The organism is Pelorhabdus sp. sgz311001, from assembly GCF_055901755.1.
On the sequence record NZ_JBVXUT010000007.1, the window covers coordinates 1 to 22,434 of the forward strand.

The following is a 22,434-nucleotide window of genomic DNA, read 5'->3' on the forward strand; positions in this document are numbered from 1 at the left end:
CTCTAATTACAAAATAAAGAAATTATTTAAGTTGGTTTCTTACGAAACCCGCACATCTGGCTTGTTGTTACTTATCCATCGTTTAGTTTTCAGAGAGCCGCTACCGAAGCAGCTTAGATAGTTTATCATCTTTCGAACCAGTTTGTCAAGCACTTTTTTCAAAGTTTCTTTTTTAACCGTTTCGCCTTCTTTTCAGAAGCGATGATTCTTTTCTGTTTTCGTGCCGCCCATCGGCGACTTGTTTATAATAACATAGGGGTAAACTTATGTCAACACTTTTTGTGAAACTTTTTATCTTTATTGACTTTGGAGACTCTTGGCGTATTTACAATAATCGTTCTTATAAAAAAAACATGCTCTACTCTTAGAAAATCAATTGACACTTTTTCTATTTCGCATCTATAATAATCATAAACAATCATATTCAATCATATTCAATCAATTAAACTCATTATTTTGAAATAAATCGACCAAAAACACGCAACTATTCCATTTTTAAGGAGGTATCTTATGTTTGCCGAAGAGCGCAAAGCGGAAATCTTACAACTTATGAAAATTGGACAGACAGTAAAAGTAATTGAACTGTGCCAACACTTTGATGTATCTGAGTCAACGATTCGCCGCGACCTACAGGAGATGGAAGATGAAGGGTTATTGCAAAGAACCCACGGCGGCGCCATATTGGCGCAATCGGGTTACGAGTTCAGTTTCCACGAAAAAGAAGTACGTCATTTAAATGAAAAACAACAGATTGCAAAATATGCTGCATCGCTCGTCAAAGATGGAGAAACAATTTTGCTTGATGCCGGAACAACGACTTTAGAAATTGCTCACTTCTTACAAAATAGATCTATTACGGTTGGTACAAATAGTATGGATATTGCCCAAAAGTTTGCCGATGACGCTACCGTCGAAGTTCTGCTAATCGGCGGAACCTTTCGTAAGTCCCCTAGATCGCTTGTCGGCTATCTCGCCAATGAATCACTGAAACGTCTACACTTCGATAAGGTTTTCTTAGCTGCTAACGGAGTGGACTTACTAAAAGGCGTAACAACTCCTAACGCAACGGAGGCTGAAACAAAACGCTATATGATGCTAGCCGCAGAAGAGCGGATTTTAGCGGTTGACCATAGTAAGCTGAATCAAAAGAGCTTATGCAAGATTTGCGACTTAGCTGAACTCAGCTTTATGATTACAGATCAAACGGTAAAAGCAGAAGTACTAAAACAATATGAAGGAAAAGTCAAAATTCATCTAGCTAAAGAGGCCTAACAGTAAACCCTGCGCAATAAAGGCTCCTCACCCTTATTACTTTCTATAGAAAGGAGGCTTCTCTAATGGTAGAAACAGCGAATATCATCACGGTCACCTTAAACCCAGCCTTAGATCATTCGATTTATCTCCCTTGTTTTCAAATAGGTAAAGTAAACCGTGTTCAGGAAGAACGCCTGGATCCCGGCGGCAAAGGAATTAATGTTGCGAATGTTATTCGTTCACTCGGCGAAAAGGTAACTGTCACTGGCTTTTTAGGACAAGACAACGTCAAAAAGTTTCAAGATTTCTTCTTAATGAAAGATATTGAAGATCATTTTATTACTTTACAAGGCGCCACGCGTAGCAATATGAAGCTCATTGATCAAACAAGCTGCACTGTCACAGAAGTAAATTTTCCTGGCCTAGCTTTTCAAGCAACTGATTATAAGCGCTTAGAAGAAAAAATCGCCTTTCTGGCCTCACCGAATTCGACATTTATCTTATCAGGCAGCCTGCCGCCGAATGCCCCCTCAAATATTTACGCTCAATTGATTGCTCAAATTAAAACAGCTGGGGGTCGCGCTTTCCTTGATACAAGCGGCGAAGCTTTACAACAAGCCCTGACAGCCAAACCGTATGCCATCAAACCGAACGTAGAAGAACTTAGTCAACTCTACGATCTAGACTTAACAAATCCTAGCAACTTACGAAAGATTATTGATGAACTCCTCCATAGTGGAATCGAACTTGTTGTAGTATCGCTCGGCGCTGATGGCGCAATCTTTGCTAAAGGGAAAGAAAAGCTTTTAGTCAAATCACCTACCATTTCGGTAAATTCTACAGTCGGCGCAGGCGATGCCATGGTAGGCGGAATTGCAGTCGCAACGTTACGAAACTTCTCCTTACAAAATCTAGCACGCTTGGCGACAGCCTCTGCGGCTGCCGCAGTTGCCACAGAAGGAACACAGTCTGGTTCCTTGACGGAAGTCCAAAACTTAGAGCCCCTTGTTCAAATCACAAACTGGGAGGAATCATAAATGAAAATCACAGAATTATTGAACGAAAGCTCCATTCTACTGGATATAAACGCTGTCACAAAAGAAGCTGTTTGGGAACAACTAGCCGATACTTTTCATGCAGCAAATGTCATAACAGATAAAACAGCTTACTTACAAGCTGTAGCCAAACGAGAAGAACTTGGTACAACCGGCGTTGGCTTCGGGGTTGCTATCCCTCACGCTAAATCAGACGCTGTCGCCAAACCGGCGATCGGCTTTGCCCGCATAAACGAGGGAATTGACGTAGCTTCCCTTGACGAAACAAAGGCGGATCTGTTCTTTCTCATCGCCGCACCACAGGCTGGTGACGATATTCACTTGCAAGCTCTATCCCGCTTAGCCAGGATGCTAATGCACGAATCCTTCCTTGCCGAACTCCGCTCCGCTCAAAACAAAGCAGACATCTTTGCTGCAATTCGTTCCCGCGAGGCCTGATCATTTTACCGAAATAAAAATTGAACGATAAGAAGGAGGAATTACCATGAGCAAACTGATTGCTGTTACATCCTGCCCGACCGGAATCGCCCATACCTATATGGCTGCTGAATCGCTTAGCAAGGCAGCTGGAGAAATGGGCCACACGATCAAAGTGGAAACACGCGGTTCCGTAGGAATCGAAAATGCGTTAACGCCGGAAGATATTGCCCAGGCTGACGCTGTCATTATTGCTGCTGATACAGCCATTGACACCACGCCTTTCGCTGGCAAACGTCTATATAAAATAGGCGTAGGCGCCGCCATAAAAAGTGGCAAAGATGTTATCAATGCCGCTTTAGCCTTAGAGACTCCTACAGTGGCTGCTACAAAAGATCAAGATTTTCTCAGCAAAGTGGCTGATGGCAAACAAGAAAAGTCTGCTGCTCGCACCGGCCCTTACAAGCATCTCATGACCGGCGTATCTTATATGATTCCGATGGTAGTCGCTGGCGGTCTTCTCATTGCTCTTTCTTTCGTATTCGGTATTGAAGCGTTCAAAGAAAAAGGAACTCTAGCTGCAGCCCTTATGGATATTGGCGGCGGTGCAGCCTTCGCCCTTATGGTGCCCGTCTTAGCTGGCTTCATCGCTTTTTCCATTGCCGACCGTCCCGGCCTGACACCGGGTCTCATTGGCGGTATGCTTGCTGCCAAAATTGGCGCCGGATTTCTCGGCGGAATCATTGCCGGATTTTTGGCAGGCTATACAGCTCATTGGCTCAAAGAATCGATCCGCCTCCCCAAAGCCTTAGAAGGCCTAAAACCCGTTCTTATCATTCCGCTTTTCGCTAGTGCAATTGTCGGCCTTCTCATGGTTTATGTAATCGGCACTCCTGTAAAAACCATTATGGACCTTATGACCGAAACGCTAAAAAGCATGTCTTCAGCCAACGCCGGAGTCCTGGGACTTCTACTTGGCGCCATGATGGCCTTTGATATGGGCGGCCCCGTTAACAAAGCCGCTTATGCTTTCAGTGTAGGCCTTTTAAGCAGTAACATTTTTGAACCAATGGCTGCAGTCATGGCTGCTGGTATGACGCCGCCCTTAGGCATTGCCTTAGCCACCTACCTTAGCAAGAATAAATTTACGCCCGACGAACGGGAAGCAGGTAAAGCCGCCGCTGTCCTCGGAATCTCCTTCATTACAGAAGGTGCCATTCCCTTTGCCGCCGCTGACCCCTTCCGTGTCATACCCTCCATCATGGCTGGCTCTGCCGTTACAGGCGCTCTCTCCATGATCTTCGGCTGCACGCTTCGCGCCCCCCACGGCGGCATCTTCGTCCTTCCCATTCCCCATGCGGTTGGCAATCTGGGCATGTATATTGCAGCCATTCTTGCCGGAACAATTATCACCGCTCTCTTGCTTCACATTACCAAACCGGACCTCAGCAAAAAAACGAGCTAAATAGCTGCCTAAATAGTAAAGCCGCTAAGAAAAAAAGCCTGCAATGACTAAGCAGAAATTGCTCAGTCTTGCAGGCTTAAATTTTATCGATTCAATTCACCTATTTACTTTAGCTATCTGATTCGGTTTTCTTCTCGACAGCTGCTAAGGCAATCACTTTATCGTCTTCGCCAGTCTTCATCAGTTTCACGCCTTGCGTGTTGCGACTGATTAAAGAAATGTCTTCAATATCGATTCGAATGACAACGCCATCAATCGTAATGAGCATTAATTCCTGGCCAGGACGAACCACTTTAAGACCCACAACTTCACCAGTCTTATCAGTTACTTTAAAGTTAATGATCCCTTTGCCGCCACGAGTCTGCAAGCGGTAATCTTCAATATCAGTACGCTTGCCATAGCCGTCGGCTGTAACAGTAAGAACTTCACCATTTTTATGCGCCGTATCCATACCGACTACTTCATCATCGGTATTGAGCGAAATGCCTTTTACACCGTGAGCAGTCCGGCCCATCATGCGCACATTGCTTTCAGAAAAATGAATGGCCATGCCGCTACGTGTACCCATAATCATATTTTGCTCACCATTTGTCAGCTTCACGCCGATCAGATCATCGTCTTCATCAAGATTAATGGCGATGAGTCCACCCTTACGGGTTGTATCAAATTCAGTAAGCTCCGTCTTTTTCACGATACCATGCTTCGTTGCCATAAACAAAAAGCGATTTGGCGAGAATTCTCTGAGCGGAATAACTGCCGTAATCTTTTCATTTTGCTCAAGCTGCAGCAAATTAATAATCGCTGTACCTTTCGCCTGACGCGAAGCTTCGGGAATTTCGTAGCCTTTCAGGCGATACACCTTCCCGCGCGAAGTAAAGAACAATAGATTATGATGAGTTGACGTCACGAATAGATGTTCTACGAAATCGGATTCTTTCGTATTCATACCATTCACACCGCGGCCGCCGCGTTTTTGACTGCGGTAGGTGTCAACTGGAAGCCGTTTGATATAGCCGAAATGCGTCAAGGTGATCACAATATCTTCTTCAGCGATCAAGTCGGCAATATCGAGTTTCGACACATCGCTCGTAATCACGGTGCGGCGGTCATCGCCAAAACGACGTTTTACTTCCGTCAGCTCTTCTTTTACGATCTGGTAAACTTTCGCTTCATCAGCCAGTACACTTTCTAAGTAAGCAATCGTTTCCAAAATATCTTTGTATTCCTGTTCGATTTTCTCACGTTCTAAGCCTGTTAAGCGTTGAAGGCGCATTTCCAAGATAGCCTGCGCTTGCTTTTCGCTTAGGGAGAAACCTTCCATCAATGCTTTTTTGGCAATATCGACAGTCTGCGATTGACGAATTGTAGTAATAACAGCATCTAAATGATCTAAGGCTATTTTCAAGCCTTCCAAAATATGAGCCCGCGCCTTCGCTTTCTTCAGTTCAAACTGCGTCCGGCGAATAATGACTTCCTTCTGATGCTCTAAATAATGCCATAAGGCCTGTTGCAAATTAAGCACTCGCGGCCGCCCATTCACAAGAGCCAGCATATTGACACCGAAGGTTTCCTGCATCTGCGTATGTTTATAAAGCTGATTTAAAATAACGTCAGGATTCACGTCACGGCGCAGTTCAATAACAATCCGCATACCGCTGCGATCACTTTCGTCTCGTAAATCGGTAATACCCTCAATGGCTTTATCGCGCACTAAGTTGGCAATGTTTTCAATCAATCGCGCCTTATTTACCTGATAAGGAATTTCCGTAACTAAAATACGTTGTTTGCCGTTGGCCATATTTTCAACACGAGCCTGCGCTCGCATTTTCACACTGCCTCGGCCAGTGAAATAAGCCTGACGAATTCCTTCACGGCCTAAAATTAAGCCCGCCGTAGGAAAATCAGGGCCTTTTATGGCTGTCATGAGTTCTTCAATCGTCACATTCGGATTCTCAATCATCATGACAAGACCGTCAACGACTTCCCGTAAATTATGAGGCGGAATATTCGTTGCCATACCTACAGCAATCCCGGAAGACCCATTAACCAACAGATTAGGAATCTTAGCAGGAAGCACCGTAGGCTCTTGCAAGGACTCATCATAGTTCGGCGTATAGTCGACTGTATCTTTTTCGATATCTGCCAGCATTTCTTCGGCTATGCGCGACATTCTTACTTCTGTATAACGCATAGCTGCCGCCGAATCGCCGTCAACCGATCCGAAGTTACCATGACCGTCTACCAAAAGATAGCGTGTGGAGAAATCCTGCGCCAAACGAACCGTTGCATCATAAACGGAACTATCACCATGCGGATGATACTTACCGAGCACTTCGCCGACGATACGAGCCGATTTCTTGTATGGCTTGTTCGGCGTCATCCCCGCTTCATGCATTGCGTACAAAATCCGCCGATGCACTGGTTTAAGACCATCTCTAACATCTGGCAAGGCGCGCATGACAATAACGCTCATTGCATAGTCAATATAGGAGTTCTTCATTTCCTCTTCGAGACGAACAGGCAATACCTTACCTATACCTAAATCCACATTCTCACCTCAAAAAACATAAAATCTCGAATTATATACTTTCCCGATCCATGCAAAAAATTCCTGCTTGTCTTTCAAAGAAAAGCAATTTATATGCCAAAACGTCCCGTATGATGGAACGTGCAGACATTTTCCTGCCCCTCTTCAATCGGCTCACCATGAATTCCTAATAAAATCCGACTAATATAATCTACCTCTTGCTTACTAAATACAGGTTCCTTGCCGCCAGTAAAATCAAGGGCTGCCAAAGTTTCTAGTTTTTTCACCGGAACCCCATCGACAAAGAGTGGTAGCTTCAGTTCAATGCCTTCATCCGAAAAAAGCACTACCGAACGAATCGGAATGTATTTATCAAGATGAAAAAGACTAATGACTGATTTAATCGCCGCCTCATGCCCTCTAGCCTGCAGCGTTGGACTATAAAACTGTTTTGTATCATAGCGTTTTTCTTGCGCCCAATATTGTTTATTATCGGTTAGGGAAATACGGCCCTTCACATTTTTCGTTTCAATTAACACAATGCCATAAGGTCCCACAAGCAAATGATCAATCTGGGCTGTCTTTTGATTTGATTGAACTTCCAAGTCATTTAAAATAACCCAATCATTCGATAACTCTTTTACTAAAAAGGCGGAAACGCGCCGTTCTCCCTCGGCTCCCGACATACAGGCGCCATAATGCTGCAGAGCCAACCGATTTAAGAGAATACCAATACCAATACCGACTAAGGAGCCATATTTGAGGATAGCAGGAAGATCCCCGTGCATTAGAGTGATGAAATGACAAATTACAAATACTAAGGAAAGCGCAATCCCGCCATTCATTAGGCGCTTTCCTTTCATAGCCTCTTTTTCCAAGAGAGAGTCTGCTTTTAATAAATACGCCATATATTACTCCTTTACTTTACAGCAAGCTTACGTTCTGACCGTTCATTGCGACGCTGTTCATAGAGTTCTAACAATTTTGCTGTATTCTCTGAAGCAAACATGTAAGAGGTATACTCCGGCGCCTCACGGCATTTTTCTATAGCTGCCTTTAAATCATAAAATACGTTCCATTTTGCTGTCACCAAGGGCTTCCCGGACAATCGCAGTAAATAAGCGGGATGAAACGTGGGAATCGCCCAAATTCCTGCTTCTGTTTGAAACCATTTTCCCCGTTCTTTCGTAATCTTTTTATCAGCTCCGTAAAGATATCGCAAAGCCACGCTCCCTAAAGCCACGATCGCCTGCGGCTTTACTAAAGCGATCTCTTTGGCGAGCCACAAGTCCGCACAAAAACAGCCCTCTTCTATCGTCGGCGTTCGATTTCCCTGAGGTCGGCATTTGACTACATTGGTCGTGTATACCCGGTCCCTAGTCACGCCCACACTCCATAAAGCTTTATCAAGCAATTGACCTGACGGCCCCACCAGCGGCACGCCATACTCATCCTCGACGCCGCCTGGCCCCTCGCCGATAATCATTAAGGGGCTTTTAGCCGTACCAGTATAACTTGTCGGTCCACGATTCGTCGTATTGCACAAGTCACAGCTGCGACATGTTAATAAGCCCGCTTCTAATTCTTCTATTGTTGCATAGTTTTCCACTGTAGCCACCTGCCACAACTTAAGCATTCGCACTTAAGCTTTTCCTTTTATTGTGACATAATTTAAAATAAATGTACAGATTCTTTCATAGCGACACGACTTGTGGATAAACCTTGTGTTTTTTGTGGATAATAGCGCTTTTTCGTGGATAAGTTGTGGAAAATTGCAATAGTCTATTTCCTTATATTGCAGTTTTGTGCACAGCTCTGTGTATAAACTGTTGATAACTCTGTTTATAACTGCGTTTTTTTGTGTATAACACTGTAGATAAGAGAAACTTCGGACATCAGAACTTTTGACTTCCTTGGAATAGTTGTGGACTGGCCCATTAATAAATCTACTGCTAGGAGTTGACAGGGCAAAGAGAGTATGGTTTTATGTACAAAAGACACTTTCTAAAATGACTGAAAGGAGCTTTCTTATGCCAAAACGCTTGCTATTGCTCTTTTTCGCAGCCTTCTTACTCCTAGGAACCCATCCGGTCTTTGCCGCCATCTATATAGATAAGGACAATGCGTTTCAAATGACAACACCGCCGAACTGGACTGTCATGGAGCAATATACAGTAACAGGTAAAACGATCGTGCTCACGCCTTCTGGTTTTGGCACAACGGCAATCATTGCCAGTGTTGCTCCCGTTGACCCGTTGGATGATTCCCATAAAAGCTTTGCCGACTATAACGAGGCTGAACTCACGGAGCTTATTGATGGAATCAAGCAAGAAATTTTTCATACGATTCCCTCTGTCACTTTTGAAAAATCGCAAATCCGCCTGTTTGGAAACAACAAAGCTCTACTGCTGAATTACCGCGATAAAGAAAAAAAATATTGTTTAGCCGAATTTTTGCAACAAGATCGACTCTATATGTTCATTTTTTCGGCACCGCCGCAGGAATACCAAGAAACAGTGCCGCCTTTCTTCCAAATGCTTACAAGTATCCAATTTCTTGCCGAAGCTGGGCTTAACCAGCCTTCCCAAGACATTCCGTTAATTTAAAAGAAGCCTCATAATGCGTTGCGTTTTCCTACTGTTTCTTGTTTTCTTTCTTGCCTCGCCCCCCGTCTTTGCCAACTCTTTAACTGGTACAACAAGCTACGAGTATACCAAGCAAGCCGGTCAATCAAAGCAGCTGACCCAGGATATTACAGCAAGTATGACGATCAATGCCACCCCCTCACTTTGGCTTGGCACTACCGTAGAGTCAAATCATACTAATGGACAAAATCCCGTGAATACAGTAAACGATTTTTATCTCCGCTTTCATCCCGCTGACAATGAATATACAATTGGTAAACAAAGCTGTATTTTAGGCAATGGCCTAATCGCCAGCATCAGTGGCGCTACTGGAATTCAAACTTATATTAAAACTGCCGACCACCAAACAATTTCTCTCTTCTATGGTAAAAAAAGTCGACCGTTTACAGCAATTGAAATTTCCCCTGACATAGCGCAATCTTTAACCGTAGAGTTAAGCTACTTTCGTGAACAAAACAGCTATGTGGGGCTTACGGCACAACAACAACTCTCTCCCCGACTATCCCTTACTGTAGATGTAGCCACAAATCTTACGCAAGGCTCCAAAGGCTATCTTATTACTCTTGCCCAAGGCGATTTACAAGTTCCTGGCAGCACCCTCTTGTCTGTGGAGTATCATAACATTGCCGCAGGCGCCGTATCAGCCTACTGTACTGATTCCACTTATGATAATTCTACTGGCCTGCATCTAGAATTAAATCGTAAAATAGGAGCAAACAGCATCCTAACAATATATCGCGATTTTTCTCGCTCCTTTACAGCTAGCCGCAACGCTAAAACCTATCTTGCTTTATCGAATGTCTTCTAGTTATAAAACGCCGTTGAATCACGCTAAGACAAAAATCCTCTAGAGATTTTGCCATTTGGCAGTATCTCTAGAGGATTTTTATTTTAGATTAATTTCCCGAAGAGGCAATGACAGCACCAATCAAAACAGCAGCTATAATCCGCATTTCTCGTTCATGCCGTTCTCTTTCCTGCTCCTGCCGCCTATGCCATTCTCGTTCGCTTTCATGAGGATGACGCCGCATTTCATGCTCATGTCGTTTCTGCTCTTCCCGCATTCTGCGATCATGTTCACGCTGTCTTTCTTCATGCTCGCGCTCTCGTTCCATGTGATGCCGATCGTCTAATTGAATCACTGAGCGATTCTCCTGAGTGAGCGGCGATGCCTCAAGTACTGAAACGCCCCAGCCGATCTGCATCATGCCAACAAGCGAATAAATCATTATTTTTTTCCCCACTCTTTTCATAAAGTAGCCTCCCCTAAAAATTCCTTGCTTATAAGATAACAGGAACGTATGACAAATTAATGACACCTTAATAGTCCCAAAAGAACCGTCCTTTCAGTAATTTTTCGCTTAAAAGATTCCATTCATCAGCAGGCAAAGTGGTTTTCATTTCAGTAAGCAGCGCCTGTTTATCAAAACGATCATGAACCATTGCAATATGAGCCCCAGATGCATCGGCGTCAAGTTCCAAGAAAGCGCCTTGCTGTTTATTTTTCGGCCACATTTCCCATTGTACGAATCCCGAACTATTAGGGTTGCCTGTATAAAGAAAATTCTTCACATACGCAGCCAAGGCTACACTTAGTTCATCTCTCCCTGGTTTATTGGCCTTGGTATAGTAGATACTCGGAAACAGCTTTTGAAAAGGAAACTCTTCATGCCCTGTATAAAAATCAATGTCAGCAGCATGGGCTGCGCCAAGCAGTTGATTCCACGGCGCAGCAATGGCAGCTTCATTTCTTCCCCAAGCAAAACGATAGACATATATAGGCGGTTGTTTAGCATTCCCCCTTAATAGATCGGCTGCTCGTTCCGACACAAACCCAGAGAACATTTTACCGCCAAATTCGACGCTAGCTTGATACAATTTAAACTTAGCTTCGTCCTGCAAAATACTGCGATCTTTTAGCGCTGCCGCAAAATAAGGCTCAACGACAGTATAGTAGGCAAACTCACGAGCCATGCTACCTAGCACTAGCGGAACTTGATTATAGTTGCCGCTTGTAATAACGGCGGCGCCGTCTTTAGGAATGACATAGCCATCGGCAAACAGATGGGGAAAAGGCGCCATGCGAATATTATCAGGCCTTGGTGGCGTTACTGACGCCATATCAAGACTACGCAGGTAGTTCGCAGTTTCCGTCGCCGAATGTGCAACAAGCCACTTTTCAGCCGCAGCTTCGTCAGCGGCTTCGCCTGTTTTCACTAGAATCTTTTTCACATAAGCCTGACTAAATGCCTCTCCCTGCTCCGGTTTAGCAAAGGTAAAGCCGCCGCTCAAGGCCATGGCTTTTTGAAATAACCCCTTCCCTAAAGGAGAAATCAGAGCCGCCATCACATCGCGCGCACCGGCAGACTGACCGGAAAGAGTTACATTATGGGGATTACCGCCGAAACTTTCAATCGATCCTTGTACCCATTCCAAGGACTTCAAGATATCTAGCAAACCGTAATTCCCCGAGTCATCTAGCGGATCTCCCGTCTTTAGGGCGCTGTAATTTAACCAGCCCAAAGCTCCCAACCGATAATTCACGGAAACAATAATACTATTTGTACGCGTCGCTAAAAGATCGCCTTTAAAGGTCTCACCTGATCCATTGAAATTCCCACCACCATGCACAAAAACAAGGACAGGTAGATTTTGCTCGTTCGTAGCTGGACGCCATATATTGAGATACAAACAATCTTCGCTACCAAGCAATTTTGCTCCCGCAAGCTGCGCACTAGCCTTTGAAAATTTCTTAGTCGACAAAACGCCGCTCCAAGCGTCCACAGTCTGCGGCGCCCGCCAGCGAAGCTCGTCAATTGGCGGTTTCGCATAGGGAACCCCCAGCCAGGCAAAGGTTTTCGTTGTTTGATCTTCGACGCCTTCCACGCTGCCATATTTCGTTGCTTGCAAAACTTTTCCCTGATAGGCCAAAGTACTAGGGCTTGTCTGACCCGCGCCGTAGGCAACCGTACCAAATAGAGCAATGGAAACCATGGTCATCAGCAAAGTGCGGATTTTTTTCATAAGGACCTCCTATTATCACCGAATCAGCAATCTTTTTTTCAGTATAAAATAAGGCTAGGAAATAAGCCACTATTTTTACCTTTTCCCGCCCCCATAAAGGAATTGACTAAAAAAAGCGGAAATAGTAGCAAGAAAGCAAATGGAACCCGTAAGGGAAAAGGAGATGGTGAAAGTATGTTTCGTGGAATTATTACACCAGTCATTACCCCATTAAAAGAAAATCGAGAGCTTGACTTTGCCGGCATGGAAGCCGTCATTGAACATCTAATTGGCGGCGGCATGAACGGCTTGTTATTTTTAGGAAGCCTTGGCGAATTCTTTGCTTTGACAAGCGCCGAGAAAAAAGAACTCATTCGCTTTGTTGTAGCGAAGGTGAATAACCGAATTCCCGTTCTTATCGGCACAGGCGGCACTGTTGTATCGGAAGTAATTGAACTCACCCAATTTGCTAAAGAAGCAGGCGCTGACGGCGCCGTGCTGATTTCTCCTTACTATTTCAGCCTCAACGAAGCAACGATTGCCGCTTATTATGAAGAAATTGCGAAAAACACGAGTTTACCTTTACTTATCTATAATTTTCCTGACCGAACCAGCGTGAATCTCAGCCCGCAGTTAATTGCTAATCTGGCCAAAAACTATCCTCAAATTGTGGGAATGAAGGACACGGTAGATAATATCAGCCATACGCGTGAACTAATTCAAACGGTTAAAACAGTTGCACCGGACTTCTCCATCTTGTCAGGCTTCGACGAATATTTACTTCCTAATCTTATGGCAGGCGGCGACGGTGTCATCTGCGGTCTGACTAATATCGTCCCTGAGCTGTTCAGCGCTCTGTTAATTAACTACCAGCAGGGGAACTTCGCCGCCATCGGCCATGGTCAAGAAAAAATCAATATTCTGATGAATCTTTATAAAGTTTCGCAGCCCTTCATCTCAGGAATCAAAGCAGCAACCGCCCTACGCGGAGTTCCCGTGACTTCTCTCTGCAAGGCGCCATCCTTGCCACTTACGACTGAGCAGGAAACAGAGGTCAAATTGTTGCTGAACAAAGCGCAAATTCTCTAAAGTGGAGGAAGTCTGTTTATGGAGACCACTATAAATGCCTTAATTGTCGATCCGAAAGACAGCGTAGCTGTGGCAGTGACACCCCTTATGGTCGGCGATCAAGCCTGTTTTCTCGTAAATAATAGCAAACAAGAGTTGCCGCTAGTAACGGCGGTTCCCATCTATCACAAATTCAGCCTCATATCCATTGCGAAAGGCGAAAAAATCTATAAATACGGCCAAGTCATTGGCCGAGCTACTTGCGATATTGCGCCAGGCACGCACGTCCACAGTCATAATCTGATGAGTATCAGAGAAACGCTTGCCTCTCAAGAAGGAGGGCAAACCAATTGAACTTTTTAGGTTATAAACGGCCCGATGGAAAAGTAGGCATCCGCAATCTCGTTTTACTTTTGCCTACCTCAGCCTGCTCCAGTGAGACTTGCCGCATGGCCGCCAGTCAAGTTCAGGGAGCGATCAGTATTGTCAACCAAAACGGTTGCGCACAGGTAGAAGGCGATCTAGCAATTACCAAAGAAGTCCTGTCAGGCCTTGCCGCCAATCCAAATGTATATGGAACCATCCTCATCGGCCTCGGCTGTGAAAATGCCCAACCTGATGATATGGAAAAACTGATTCAAAGTAAAACGAACAAACCCTTGCACAAACTTGTGATTCAGCAGGAAGGCGGCACAATTGCTACCATAAAAAAAGCAGTAGAACTTGCTCGGCAGCTTGCCACGGAAGCATCCTGCCTGCAGCGGGAGTCTTTCCCTTTATCAGAATTAATTGTCGGCACAAACTGCGGCGGCTCTGATCCAACGTCAGGGCTGGCAGCAAATCCGGTTGTGGGAAATTTAAGTGACCGCCTTGTTGACCTTGGCTCAACTTCGATTCTCTGTGAGACAACCGAGTTTATCGGCGCCGAACACATTTTAGCGAAACAGGCCGCTACGCCGGAAATCGCCGAGCAAATATATACCATTATCAAACGCTATGAACAACATTTAGCCAACGTAGGAGAAAGCTTGCACAATGGCAACCCTTCCCCAGGCAATAAGGCCGGAGGGATTACTACGTTAGAAGAAAAATCACTTGGCTGTATTCATAAGGGCGGACACCGCCCGATCAGAGAAGTTTTCGACTACGCCCAGCGCCCTACTAAAAAGGGCCTTGTCATTATGGACACGCCGGGCTATGACATCGCTTCAGTAACAGGCGTAGCGGCAGGCGGAGCACAAGTTATGGTCTTTACGACAGGCCGCGGCACGCCAACAGGCAATCCGATTATGCCAGTATTAAAACTCACAGGAAACAAGGATACCTATGAATGTATGAAAGACAACATAGACTTTGACGCCAGTCCAGTTTTTCAAGGCGTAGCAATTGAATCCCTGGGTGAAAAACTTTTGCACGAAGTACTAGCCGTCGCCAATGGAAAAATAGTAAAAGCAGAAGCCTTAGGATTTAATGATATTGCCATCAGCCGCCTCTGTAACTACGTGTAAAAAAAGAGCAAGAGCCGATTGGATTCGTTCCAGTTGACTCTTGCTTTTTCACCATTCCCGAGAAAAAACGACTCAGCTATTAAGAAATCCCTGAAAATAGTCGATATTTACTATATAAATATTATTTTAATTGGAGATGACGAATGAATGGACTTATCAGGAATTTCTTCGTTGACCGGATCTCAGTCGCTAGAAAATCAAATACAAAACAACTCATCGCAAGATGACAGCAGCAACGCTTCCGGCTGGAGATATGTAACGATTCAGGAAGGCAATAAGATTTGTACATATATTATGATTGGCAAAAACATGAAGATTCTCGTCGGCGAAACTGCTGCTAAAGACAAAGACGATGATCCACAGAAAGCAGCAAAAGATAAGCAACAGACCGAAAAAACGGCCGATCAGTCAAAATCCACAGAACAAGCAACTGCCACAAACCAGGCCAAAAGCAAAACAAAAAAAGCAGAAGAAGTAGTGCCTTTTCTTGCTGATACGAGAATGCTTGGCTTAACAGCGTTGCATCAACAACGAATGTGGGAAATAATGGCTAACCTGGGAAACCAGACCGACACTGACAAAGTAGCAAAAACAAGTGAGTCTGATACGAACAGTACCCTTAAATAATCAAGAACAGCCAGATAACGGGTGGAATTATCTTTTCCATCAGCCCCTATAAAGGGGCTTTTTTTTATGCTTTACGCGAACAAGGATCCAGTGTCGTTGCATGATCTTTCACTGTAGTTTTTCGGTCAAAAGACCAGCTTACTAAGGTGATCATTAGTCCCGCAAAAGTAACGGATGCTGCCGCCATTGGAATAGCATTTAGACCCAGGCTGCTATTGATAACAAGCCCACCGAGAAATGCCCCGCCGGCATTGCCAAGATTAAAAGAACTAATATTCAATGCTGCCGCAATACTTGGAGCTGTCTTTGCCACTGCTAATACTCGCATTTGCAATGCTGGCACGATAGCAAAGGCTGCAATTCCCCATAAGAATATGGTAAGAAGCGCCGCCCATTTTTCATGACTAGTAAAGGTGAACCCAGCTAATATGGCAGCTAGTAGTAGTAGCATCCCCGCCAGGGACGGCATCAATTTCCAATCCGATAATTTACCGCCAATCAGATTTCCGATTGTCATTCCCAATCCGAATAAAAGCAAAATGGGAGTAATAGCCGCTTCGCTAAAGCCAGTAATGTCGGTCAATAGGGGAGCGATATAGGTGAATGCGGTAAAGACTCCGCCAAAACCTAGCACGGTCATTAATAAAGCCAGGATTACCTGTTTATTATATAGAACCTGTAGTTCCTGACTCAGACTCGCTGGTTTATCCGGCTCTAAGTGGGGAATGAGCAGGGCAATGCCTCCTAACGAAATACCGCCTAACAAGCTCACAAAACCAAAGGTCATCCGCCAGCCCCAGTTGTGGCCAATATAAGTACCCAGTGGAACGCCTAAAATATTGGCTAACGTGAGGCCAGCAAACATCATTGCTACTGCCCGGGATTGCTGTTCTTGTTTGACTAACCGTGTGGCGACAACAGAACCTACACCGAAAAAGGTGCCGTGAGTAAAAGAAGCGACAATTCGAGCCGCCATAAGTACAGTATAGTTAGGAGCGACTACAGCTAATAAGTTTCCTGCAACAAAGACTAGCATCAATCGGAAAAGCAATTTTTTGCGTGGTAATTGCCTTGTTAAGGACGTAATCACCGGCCCGCCCAGCGCTACTCCAATGGCATAACCGCTAATTAAAAGACCCGCAGCACTAATAGATACTTGTAAATCGGTTGCAACATCTAACAATATCCCCATAATGACGAATTCAGTGGTTCCAATGGAAAAAGCACTGATAAGCAGAGCAACAATTGCCAACGGGATTTTGGGTCCACTTTTATTTTCAATCATAAGAATCTCTCCTTTATTGATGTATTGTTCGTTTGCCGCTATTATAAATCGATTTATTCTTTTTAGGAAGAAGTGATATTTTTTTCATATAATTTCCCGAAGGAAAGTTTAGCAATATTGTTAATAGAGAAACAACAATTTGATGAATTGAAAGGACCGCAGCAAAATAAATAAGCAAGGTCCTTATAACTATCTTTTCGGAAATCATGTGAATTTAAATACACTACTTCACAAAATGAAGTTAAACCATTACAATAACCTCAACAACCCTCAAGGGTATTTAAAGGAGGTTTTTCTAATGTTACAAAGTAAACGAGTTGTTATAATTGGCGGAAGTTCAGGAATTGGTTTAGCAGCAACAAAACTGACTCTAGAACAAGGCGCGGAAGTGGTTATAGCAAGCCGCTCTGCGGAAAAACTGGAAAAGGCAAAAGCAGAACTTGGCGGACAAATCAAAACTTATCGTCTAGATATTAGCAATGAAGATCAGGTGAAATCATTTTTTGAAATTGTCGGTACTATAGATCATCTAGTAGTTACGGCTGCCGAAACATCCGGTGGACCCTTTCTTTCTGCAGACACAACAAAGGATCATACGATGTTTGAAAACAAATTTTGGGGACAGTATTATGCAGCAAAGTATGGGGCCTCAGCAATTTCTCCCGGTGGGTCGATTACTTTGTTTTCAGGTATTGTAGCCTATAAAGCCATGGTTGGCTCAGCTACTCTTAGTGCAATTAATGCAGCGGTGACTGCGTTAGGAAAAACTCTTGCGTTGGAACTGGCCCCCATTCGCGTCAATGTGATTTCACCGGGCATTATTGATACTCCGTCTCGAAGCAAAATGCCGGAAGCAGCACGTAACCAGTTCTATACAGACCTAGCCGGTAAGCTGCCGCTAAAAAGAGTCGGATCAGCAGAAGATGTTGCAAAAGCAATTGTTTATTTGCTGAATAACGACTTTGTTACTGGCACGGTATTGCATGTAGATGGTGGCCATAGACTGATTTAAGATAGTGATCGGTCTACTATCTCAAGTGGTATTCACTGAAATATTGGCTATAAAAAAACGTTGGCGTGCTGCCAACGTTTTTTACTATTCCTCTAGTTATCTCGTTATTAAAGTTTGCACAAAATTTGAGATAGTTCCTGCACGTTCTTTGTTTTCAGCTTAAAAGCTATGACGAATTCCCATATTAATAAGCCATGGCGTTTTCGTTTTGTCGCCGGTAGCCTTCTCTATTTGGATATAGCTACTTGTTTCGCGATTGAATCGATTAGTAAATCCTATAATAAATTCTAACCAAGTTCCCTTAAGATTTTGTTCCAAAGTGACAGGCCTCAGTATCCCATTAGACATCGTAATTCTACTTCCCGCCTGAAACTCTCGCAACACCGATACCTTCCCATAAAAGCTGCTTTGCGCTGTTTGCCGCCCCAGGGCTAGCCCCAACCGACCTACTAAAGAATGCAGAACGCCATTTTGCACATTTGTCTGATCACTTGTCACATAACTCGCTCGGCCAATCCGTCCCAAAGTCCACTCTGTCTGCGGCTCTATATACCATTGATTCGGCAGTTTTTTGCGATAACCATATTCTACAGACAGACTGCTCGTCCAAGCTGCGCTACTGCCGCTTACCTTCGTATTTGCAAGGTTCTGTAAATAGCTATCATAGTTATTCCGCTCTTTCCCGCCCTTGACTATAATGTCGAGATAATGCCCTTTCCGTCCCAGCCAACTGCCATAAAGACTAAGGCTGCTATTGCTAGCCTTGCCGTTTCCTCGCGCCAGCGTTATATCGGAAGAAAGATATCCGACGGCATAACCGCTATACCAAGCGCCAGCTTTGACCGTACGCTTTGCATCATATCCCCCTTGAATGGCTGTGTAAGTTTGCGTCAAGGACCGTGCTTCATTATCTTTAAGTTCTTGCGCCCCGCGATAGATTCGAGTCCAAATCCCCTGCTTGCCCTGGCTACCGCGTAGTTCTCCCAGGCGTTTTTCCAAGCTGTTCGTTGCTGCTCGCCACAAAACCAGCGAACCAATTCCCATATCGCTAGCTGTATAGAGGGTTTCACTTGGCTTCACTGGTGTAGGCGTTGATGGTTGCCCTGAGCTATCTTGATTACTAACCAAGGCATTAATGCTCCAGGTTGTCCCAGCATTACTAACCGAGAGGCTTGGCGTATAGCGGTAAGCCCCTACATCGGTCGCCACTGCTGTAAATTTCGTTTGGCTGCTTGGCACATCGGCAAAGATAGCGCTCCCAGTAACCGTTTTTCCACTGGCAAAACCAGGATCATAGGCTACCTGGACTGTATTTACATTCGTCCCATTTGCGCTTTGAATCGTAATTCGATCAGACTGCCCCTTCGCTAGATTGGTATTAATAGTAAAAGCCGCATTCCCAGTCAGCTTGCCGATAGTCAGATGATTTCCCACCGTCTGGCCATGGGCTAACTGAATCAGACTGCCTTGATCTACCATAAGATCGTTTACAGTATATGTTCCCGCGCTTCCTGTTAACGCCAATTCTGCTTGCGTTAATGTCGTTGTGCCGCCAAGCACTGTCCCATCCGCTAAATAGATAACTCCACCGGAACTCACCCTAGTGCCGCTGGCTATGCCGCCGCTCGCCAAAGTCATCGTACCGCCTTCTAGCTTAGTGTTGATAGCCGATCCGCCCTGATTCACATTTTGATCGCCGCCACTCTGGACCTGCGTATTACTGGCTGTCCCGCCACTCGTAATAGTTTGTGTCCCCCCACTGACCACTGTCGCCGAATCAGCTTGGCCTGATATGATCTGCGTTCCCGAAATGATCGTGCCAGTAGCTTTGCCGCCAGATGACGCTGTCTGTGTGGCCCCGGAATTGATCGTGCTGCTTGTATCACTACCGCCAGGATCTACAGTCTGCGAACCAGCATTTTGAATTCCAGTAGTGCTACCACCGCTATCGACAGTTTGAACGCCGCAGGGATAAATCGTAATGCCCTCTGCACTGCCGCCGGAGTAAACATGCTGCGTTCCGCCAGCAGAAATCGTAGTGCTTACTGCCCTACCGCCGGAAGACACATTTTGCAAACCACTGCGGTTGATCGTCGTACTCGTTGCCGTGCCGCCCGATGAAATCGTTTGCGTACCGCCACTGTTAATGATCGTAGAAGTCACCTTGCCATCACTACCCACTTCTTGGTAGCCGCCCGCAAAAATCGCTGTACTCACCGCCTCCCCGCTAATATATACCTTTTGCCGCCCGCCAGCAGAAATCAGCGTATTTGTCGCAACGCCACAGCTATAGACAATCTGCTGACCACCACTTAGCAGGGTATTCAGCGCACTGCCACTCGTATAAACATACTGCTGACTACCGCTATGAATCGTGGTCCCCATTGCAATGCCATCGCCATATACAGACTGTTGCCCACCGCTCAACAGCGTCGTGTTGATGGCCTGACCACTACTATAAACCACCTGATTGCCATAAGAGATGGTCGTATTTTCGACTGCCCCACCCCTTACCTGCTGCTTACCATTACTGACTATCGTACTCTTTGCATTGCCACCACTACACACGATCTGAGTTCCGCCAAGATCCACTTCTGTACTTGTGGCTATCCCGCCACCAGAAATAACCTGTGTCCCGCCAGCAATAGTTGTACTTCTGGCACTACCGCAGTCATATATGGTCTGACTGCCACCATTATAAACCATCGTATCTATTGCCTGCCCGCCACTCTCTATCGCTTGATCCCCCCCTGCCGATACAGTATGACCGCTAAAGCTATAAACATTACCAATTACTGTGCCGCTGGCTTGACCGCCATTTGAAACAAGCTGCGTACCACCACGCAGCAGCGTGTCCTTTGTTGTGCCATGATCGACACTCTGCGTACCGCCACTTTGAACTGTCGTACTTGTCGCACTGCCGCCATCGTGAATCTTTTGCGTTCCACCATTCACCGTTTCTCCCGAAACCTGCGCCCCTAAACCGCTTACCTCTGCCGTAAAAGCAGCATGTACAGTGCTAAAAAACAAGCTATCGACCACCTCGCCGCCGCGTTCAACCAGATTCGCCATGATATAAGGCTCTTTCTCTGGCACGGCTCCTGCCAAGGGCAACAGAGTTGCTGCATTCACTTGCACACCGTTCACCATAGCTAAAACTATAGATAGGGCTTTTTGCTGCTGCAATGCGCTCTTTCTCTGCTGTTTACGCATTATCTTCGCCTCGATTTTTTGATTTCTTCCAATCTCCTTCTAGTTCATACCAGCAAATTTCTCAATCATATCGTCTGACTACGTTCTGCCCGCTTACCGTTTTGTATCAAGGCTTAGTAAAATAGCCGATCCAAGCATGCTGTCTCAGATTGGCTGGAGCCCCCCGCTAAATCAAACTGTAAGCCTGCGTCTAATAATTGGTCCAACATCGCTGGCGATATCGCCGTAAACGCCTCTACCATCACCTCCTCATTAGCAAACCTACGCATATTCTCCGATGCATCGACGTCGACTACAGAATGTTCCAATGCGACTAAAGGTTTCGCCATTCGCCCCAGTAAGCACTTCCTATCTTCTTATAGTGCAGACTTATTTCAAGCCTCAAATAAATTGTTAACATTTGCGACGATTATTCATCATGGAGAAGTAGGGCCTTCTGGACACTTTCTAGTAAAGAACCGTCTTCAAAGGGCTTAATAAGAAAATTGATTGCACCAGCTTTCAAGGCATCAAAAAAAAAGGCTTTCTGTCCCATAGCGCTAACTACAACTATTTTCGCCAAAGGGTCGCGCTCAATAATTTTTTTCGTAGCCGCAAGTCCGTTCATGGTAGGCATCGTAAAATCCATAAGAACTAGATCCGGTCGATATTGAAAATAAAGCCGAATCGCCGCTTCGCCATCGCCAGCTTCGCCAACAATTTGATACCTGCCGCTTTTCTCAAGAATATTCTTTTCATGCGTACGCACAAACAAAGAATCATCACAAAGTAAAATATGCTTCATGTATAACTCCTCTGCATCATCTTTTTAGCCCTTTACAGAAACTGCCCGTTAAAAACTGCGACGATTGCTTACTAGCGAATTGATACTCCAACTTGGCCCATCGCTACTGTACGATCATCAGCGATCTGCGTACCTCCATGATAGATCGTTGTACTCGTTGCACTGCCTCCATCAAAACGAGTTGCGTGCCGCCATTAACTGTCGTACTATTCGCTCTGCCGCCACCATATACAGACTGCCATCCGCCGCTATTGATCGTCGTACTCGTCGTACTGCCACTATCATGTACACCCTGCACCCCGCTAACTGTCTCTCCCGATACAATAGTCCCTGAACCGCCTACATCTCCCGTATAAGCAGCATGCACAGTGCTGAAAAACAAACTATCGGCCACTTCGCCGCCGGGTTCGACCAGAGTCGCCATGATATAGGGTTCTTTCTCTGGTACGGCTGCTGCCAAGGGGGCTAAAATCGGTGCATTGACCTGCACGCCATTTATCACCGCCAAGGCAATAGATAAAGCTTTTTGCTGCTTCAACGGCTTTTCCTTATGTTTCTTTTTCATAGTATT

General features: G+C 45.2%; 20 protein-coding genes. 11 read left to right on the forward strand and 9 right to left on the reverse strand.

Annotated elements, in window-relative coordinates:
• Positions 1-510: 510 nt before the first annotated feature.
• The 4 genes from AC0MXB_RS16000 to AC0MXB_RS16015 all read left to right on the forward strand — a co-directional run bounded on the left by AC0MXB_RS16000 (position 511) and on the right by AC0MXB_RS16015 (position 4,191).
• Positions 511-1,272, forward strand: coding sequence for a DeoR/GlpR family DNA-binding transcription regulator (locus AC0MXB_RS16000; protein ID WP_474040726.1), 762 nt, complete (start codon positions 511-513; stop codon positions 1,270-1,272).
• Positions 1,273-1,337: 65 nt separating this feature from the next.
• Positions 1,338-2,291 carry a 1-phosphofructokinase gene (gene pfkB / locus AC0MXB_RS16005; RefSeq protein ID WP_474040727.1) on the forward strand — a complete coding sequence of 318 codons (954 nt, stop codon included), beginning with the start codon at positions 1,338-1,340 and terminating at the stop codon, positions 2,289-2,291.
• Complete coding sequence (locus tag AC0MXB_RS16010; RefSeq protein WP_474040728.1) at positions 2,292-2,747, forward strand: PTS sugar transporter subunit IIA; 456 nt, start codon at positions 2,292-2,294, stop codon at positions 2,745-2,747.
• Between the two features lie 46 nt (positions 2,748-2,793).
• Positions 2,794-4,191, forward strand: coding sequence for a PTS fructose transporter subunit IIC (locus tag AC0MXB_RS16015; protein WP_474040729.1), 1,398 nt, complete (start codon positions 2,794-2,796; stop codon positions 4,189-4,191).
• A 109-nt stretch (positions 4,192-4,300) separates the two neighbouring features.
• On the opposite strand, the gene gyrA is transcribed toward AC0MXB_RS16015, so the two are convergent.
• The 3 genes from gyrA to AC0MXB_RS16030 all read right to left on the reverse strand — a co-directional run bounded on the left by gyrA (position 4,301) and on the right by AC0MXB_RS16030 (position 8,354).
• Positions 4,301-6,739 carry a DNA gyrase subunit A gene (gene gyrA, locus AC0MXB_RS16020; protein WP_474040730.1) on the reverse strand — a complete coding sequence of 813 codons (2,439 nt, stop codon included), beginning with the start codon at positions 6,737-6,739 and terminating at the stop codon, positions 4,301-4,303.
• 89 nt (positions 6,740-6,828) lie between these two features.
• Complete coding sequence (locus AC0MXB_RS16025; RefSeq protein WP_474040731.1) at positions 6,829-7,626, reverse strand: nuclease-related domain-containing protein; 798 nt, start codon at positions 7,624-7,626, stop codon at positions 6,829-6,831.
• A gap of 11 nt (positions 7,627-7,637) precedes the next feature.
• Positions 7,638-8,354 (reverse strand): uracil-DNA glycosylase, encoded by a 717-nt coding sequence (locus AC0MXB_RS16030; protein ID WP_474040941.1) that lies wholly within the window; start codon positions 8,352-8,354, stop codon positions 7,638-7,640.
• Positions 8,355-8,748: 394 nt separating this feature from the next.
• Here AC0MXB_RS16030 and AC0MXB_RS16035 point away from each other — a divergent pair, with 394 nt between their 5' ends.
• Positions 8,749-9,324: a hypothetical protein gene (locus tag AC0MXB_RS16035; RefSeq protein ID WP_474040732.1), complete on the forward strand. Its 576-nt coding sequence runs from the start codon at positions 8,749-8,751 to the stop codon at positions 9,322-9,324.
• Between the two features lie 13 nt (positions 9,325-9,337).
• The gene (locus tag AC0MXB_RS16040; protein WP_474040733.1) at positions 9,338-10,171 is read left to right on the forward strand and encodes a hypothetical protein; all 834 of its coding nucleotides are present in this window, start codon (positions 9,338-9,340) and stop codon (positions 10,169-10,171) included.
• Between the two features lie 88 nt (positions 10,172-10,259).
• On the opposite strand, the gene AC0MXB_RS16045 is transcribed toward AC0MXB_RS16040, so the two are convergent.
• Complete coding sequence (locus AC0MXB_RS16045) at positions 10,260-10,616, reverse strand: hypothetical protein (RefSeq protein ID WP_474040734.1); 357 nt, start codon at positions 10,614-10,616, stop codon at positions 10,260-10,262.
• Between the two features lie 67 nt (positions 10,617-10,683).
• The gene (locus AC0MXB_RS16050) at positions 10,684-12,387 is read right to left on the reverse strand and encodes a carboxylesterase family protein (protein ID WP_474040735.1); all 1,704 of its coding nucleotides are present in this window, start codon (positions 12,385-12,387) and stop codon (positions 10,684-10,686) included.
• Between the two features lie 174 nt (positions 12,388-12,561).
• Between AC0MXB_RS16050 and dapA the strand changes: the two genes are divergently transcribed.
• From dapA to AC0MXB_RS16070, 4 genes are all read left to right on the forward strand, one after another.
• Complete coding sequence (dapA, locus tag AC0MXB_RS16055) at positions 12,562-13,455, forward strand: 4-hydroxy-tetrahydrodipicolinate synthase (protein WP_474040736.1); 894 nt, start codon at positions 12,562-12,564, stop codon at positions 13,453-13,455.
• A gap of 18 nt (positions 13,456-13,473) precedes the next feature.
• Positions 13,474-13,788 (forward strand): UxaA family hydrolase, encoded by a 315-nt coding sequence (locus AC0MXB_RS16060; protein WP_474040737.1) that lies wholly within the window; start codon positions 13,474-13,476, stop codon positions 13,786-13,788.
• Complete coding sequence (locus AC0MXB_RS16065) at positions 13,785-14,942, forward strand: UxaA family hydrolase (RefSeq protein WP_474040738.1); 1,158 nt, start codon at positions 13,785-13,787, stop codon at positions 14,940-14,942. The genes AC0MXB_RS16060 and AC0MXB_RS16065 overlap by 4 nt, the downstream gene beginning before the upstream one ends.
• Positions 14,943-15,089: 147 nt before the next feature.
• Complete coding sequence (locus AC0MXB_RS16070; RefSeq protein ID WP_474040739.1) at positions 15,090-15,569, forward strand: hypothetical protein; 480 nt, start codon at positions 15,090-15,092, stop codon at positions 15,567-15,569.
• A 64-nt stretch (positions 15,570-15,633) separates the two neighbouring features.
• On the opposite strand, the gene AC0MXB_RS16075 is transcribed toward AC0MXB_RS16070, so the two are convergent.
• The gene (locus tag AC0MXB_RS16075; protein WP_474040740.1) at positions 15,634-16,854 is read right to left on the reverse strand and encodes an MFS transporter; all 1,221 of its coding nucleotides are present in this window, start codon (positions 16,852-16,854) and stop codon (positions 15,634-15,636) included.
• Between the two features lie 298 nt (positions 16,855-17,152).
• Here AC0MXB_RS16075 and AC0MXB_RS16080 point away from each other — a divergent pair, with 298 nt between their 5' ends.
• Positions 17,153-17,866, forward strand: coding sequence for an SDR family oxidoreductase (locus AC0MXB_RS16080; protein WP_474040741.1), 714 nt, complete (start codon positions 17,153-17,155; stop codon positions 17,864-17,866).
• A 159-nt stretch (positions 17,867-18,025) separates the two neighbouring features.
• Here the strand turns inward: AC0MXB_RS16080 and AC0MXB_RS16085 are convergent, their stop codons facing one another.
• From AC0MXB_RS16085 to AC0MXB_RS16095, 3 genes are all read right to left on the reverse strand, one after another.
• Complete coding sequence (locus AC0MXB_RS16085; RefSeq protein ID WP_474040742.1) at positions 18,026-21,079, reverse strand: autotransporter outer membrane beta-barrel domain-containing protein; 3,054 nt, start codon at positions 21,077-21,079, stop codon at positions 18,026-18,028.
• 409 nt (positions 21,080-21,488) lie between these two features.
• Positions 21,489-21,863, reverse strand: coding sequence for a response regulator (locus AC0MXB_RS16090; protein WP_474040743.1), 375 nt, complete (start codon positions 21,861-21,863; stop codon positions 21,489-21,491).
• A gap of 103 nt (positions 21,864-21,966) precedes the next feature.
• A complete protein-coding gene (locus AC0MXB_RS16095; protein WP_474040744.1) occupies positions 21,967-22,428 on the reverse strand; it encodes a hypothetical protein in 462 nt (153 codons plus the stop codon).
• Positions 22,429-22,434 lie beyond the last annotated feature (6 nt).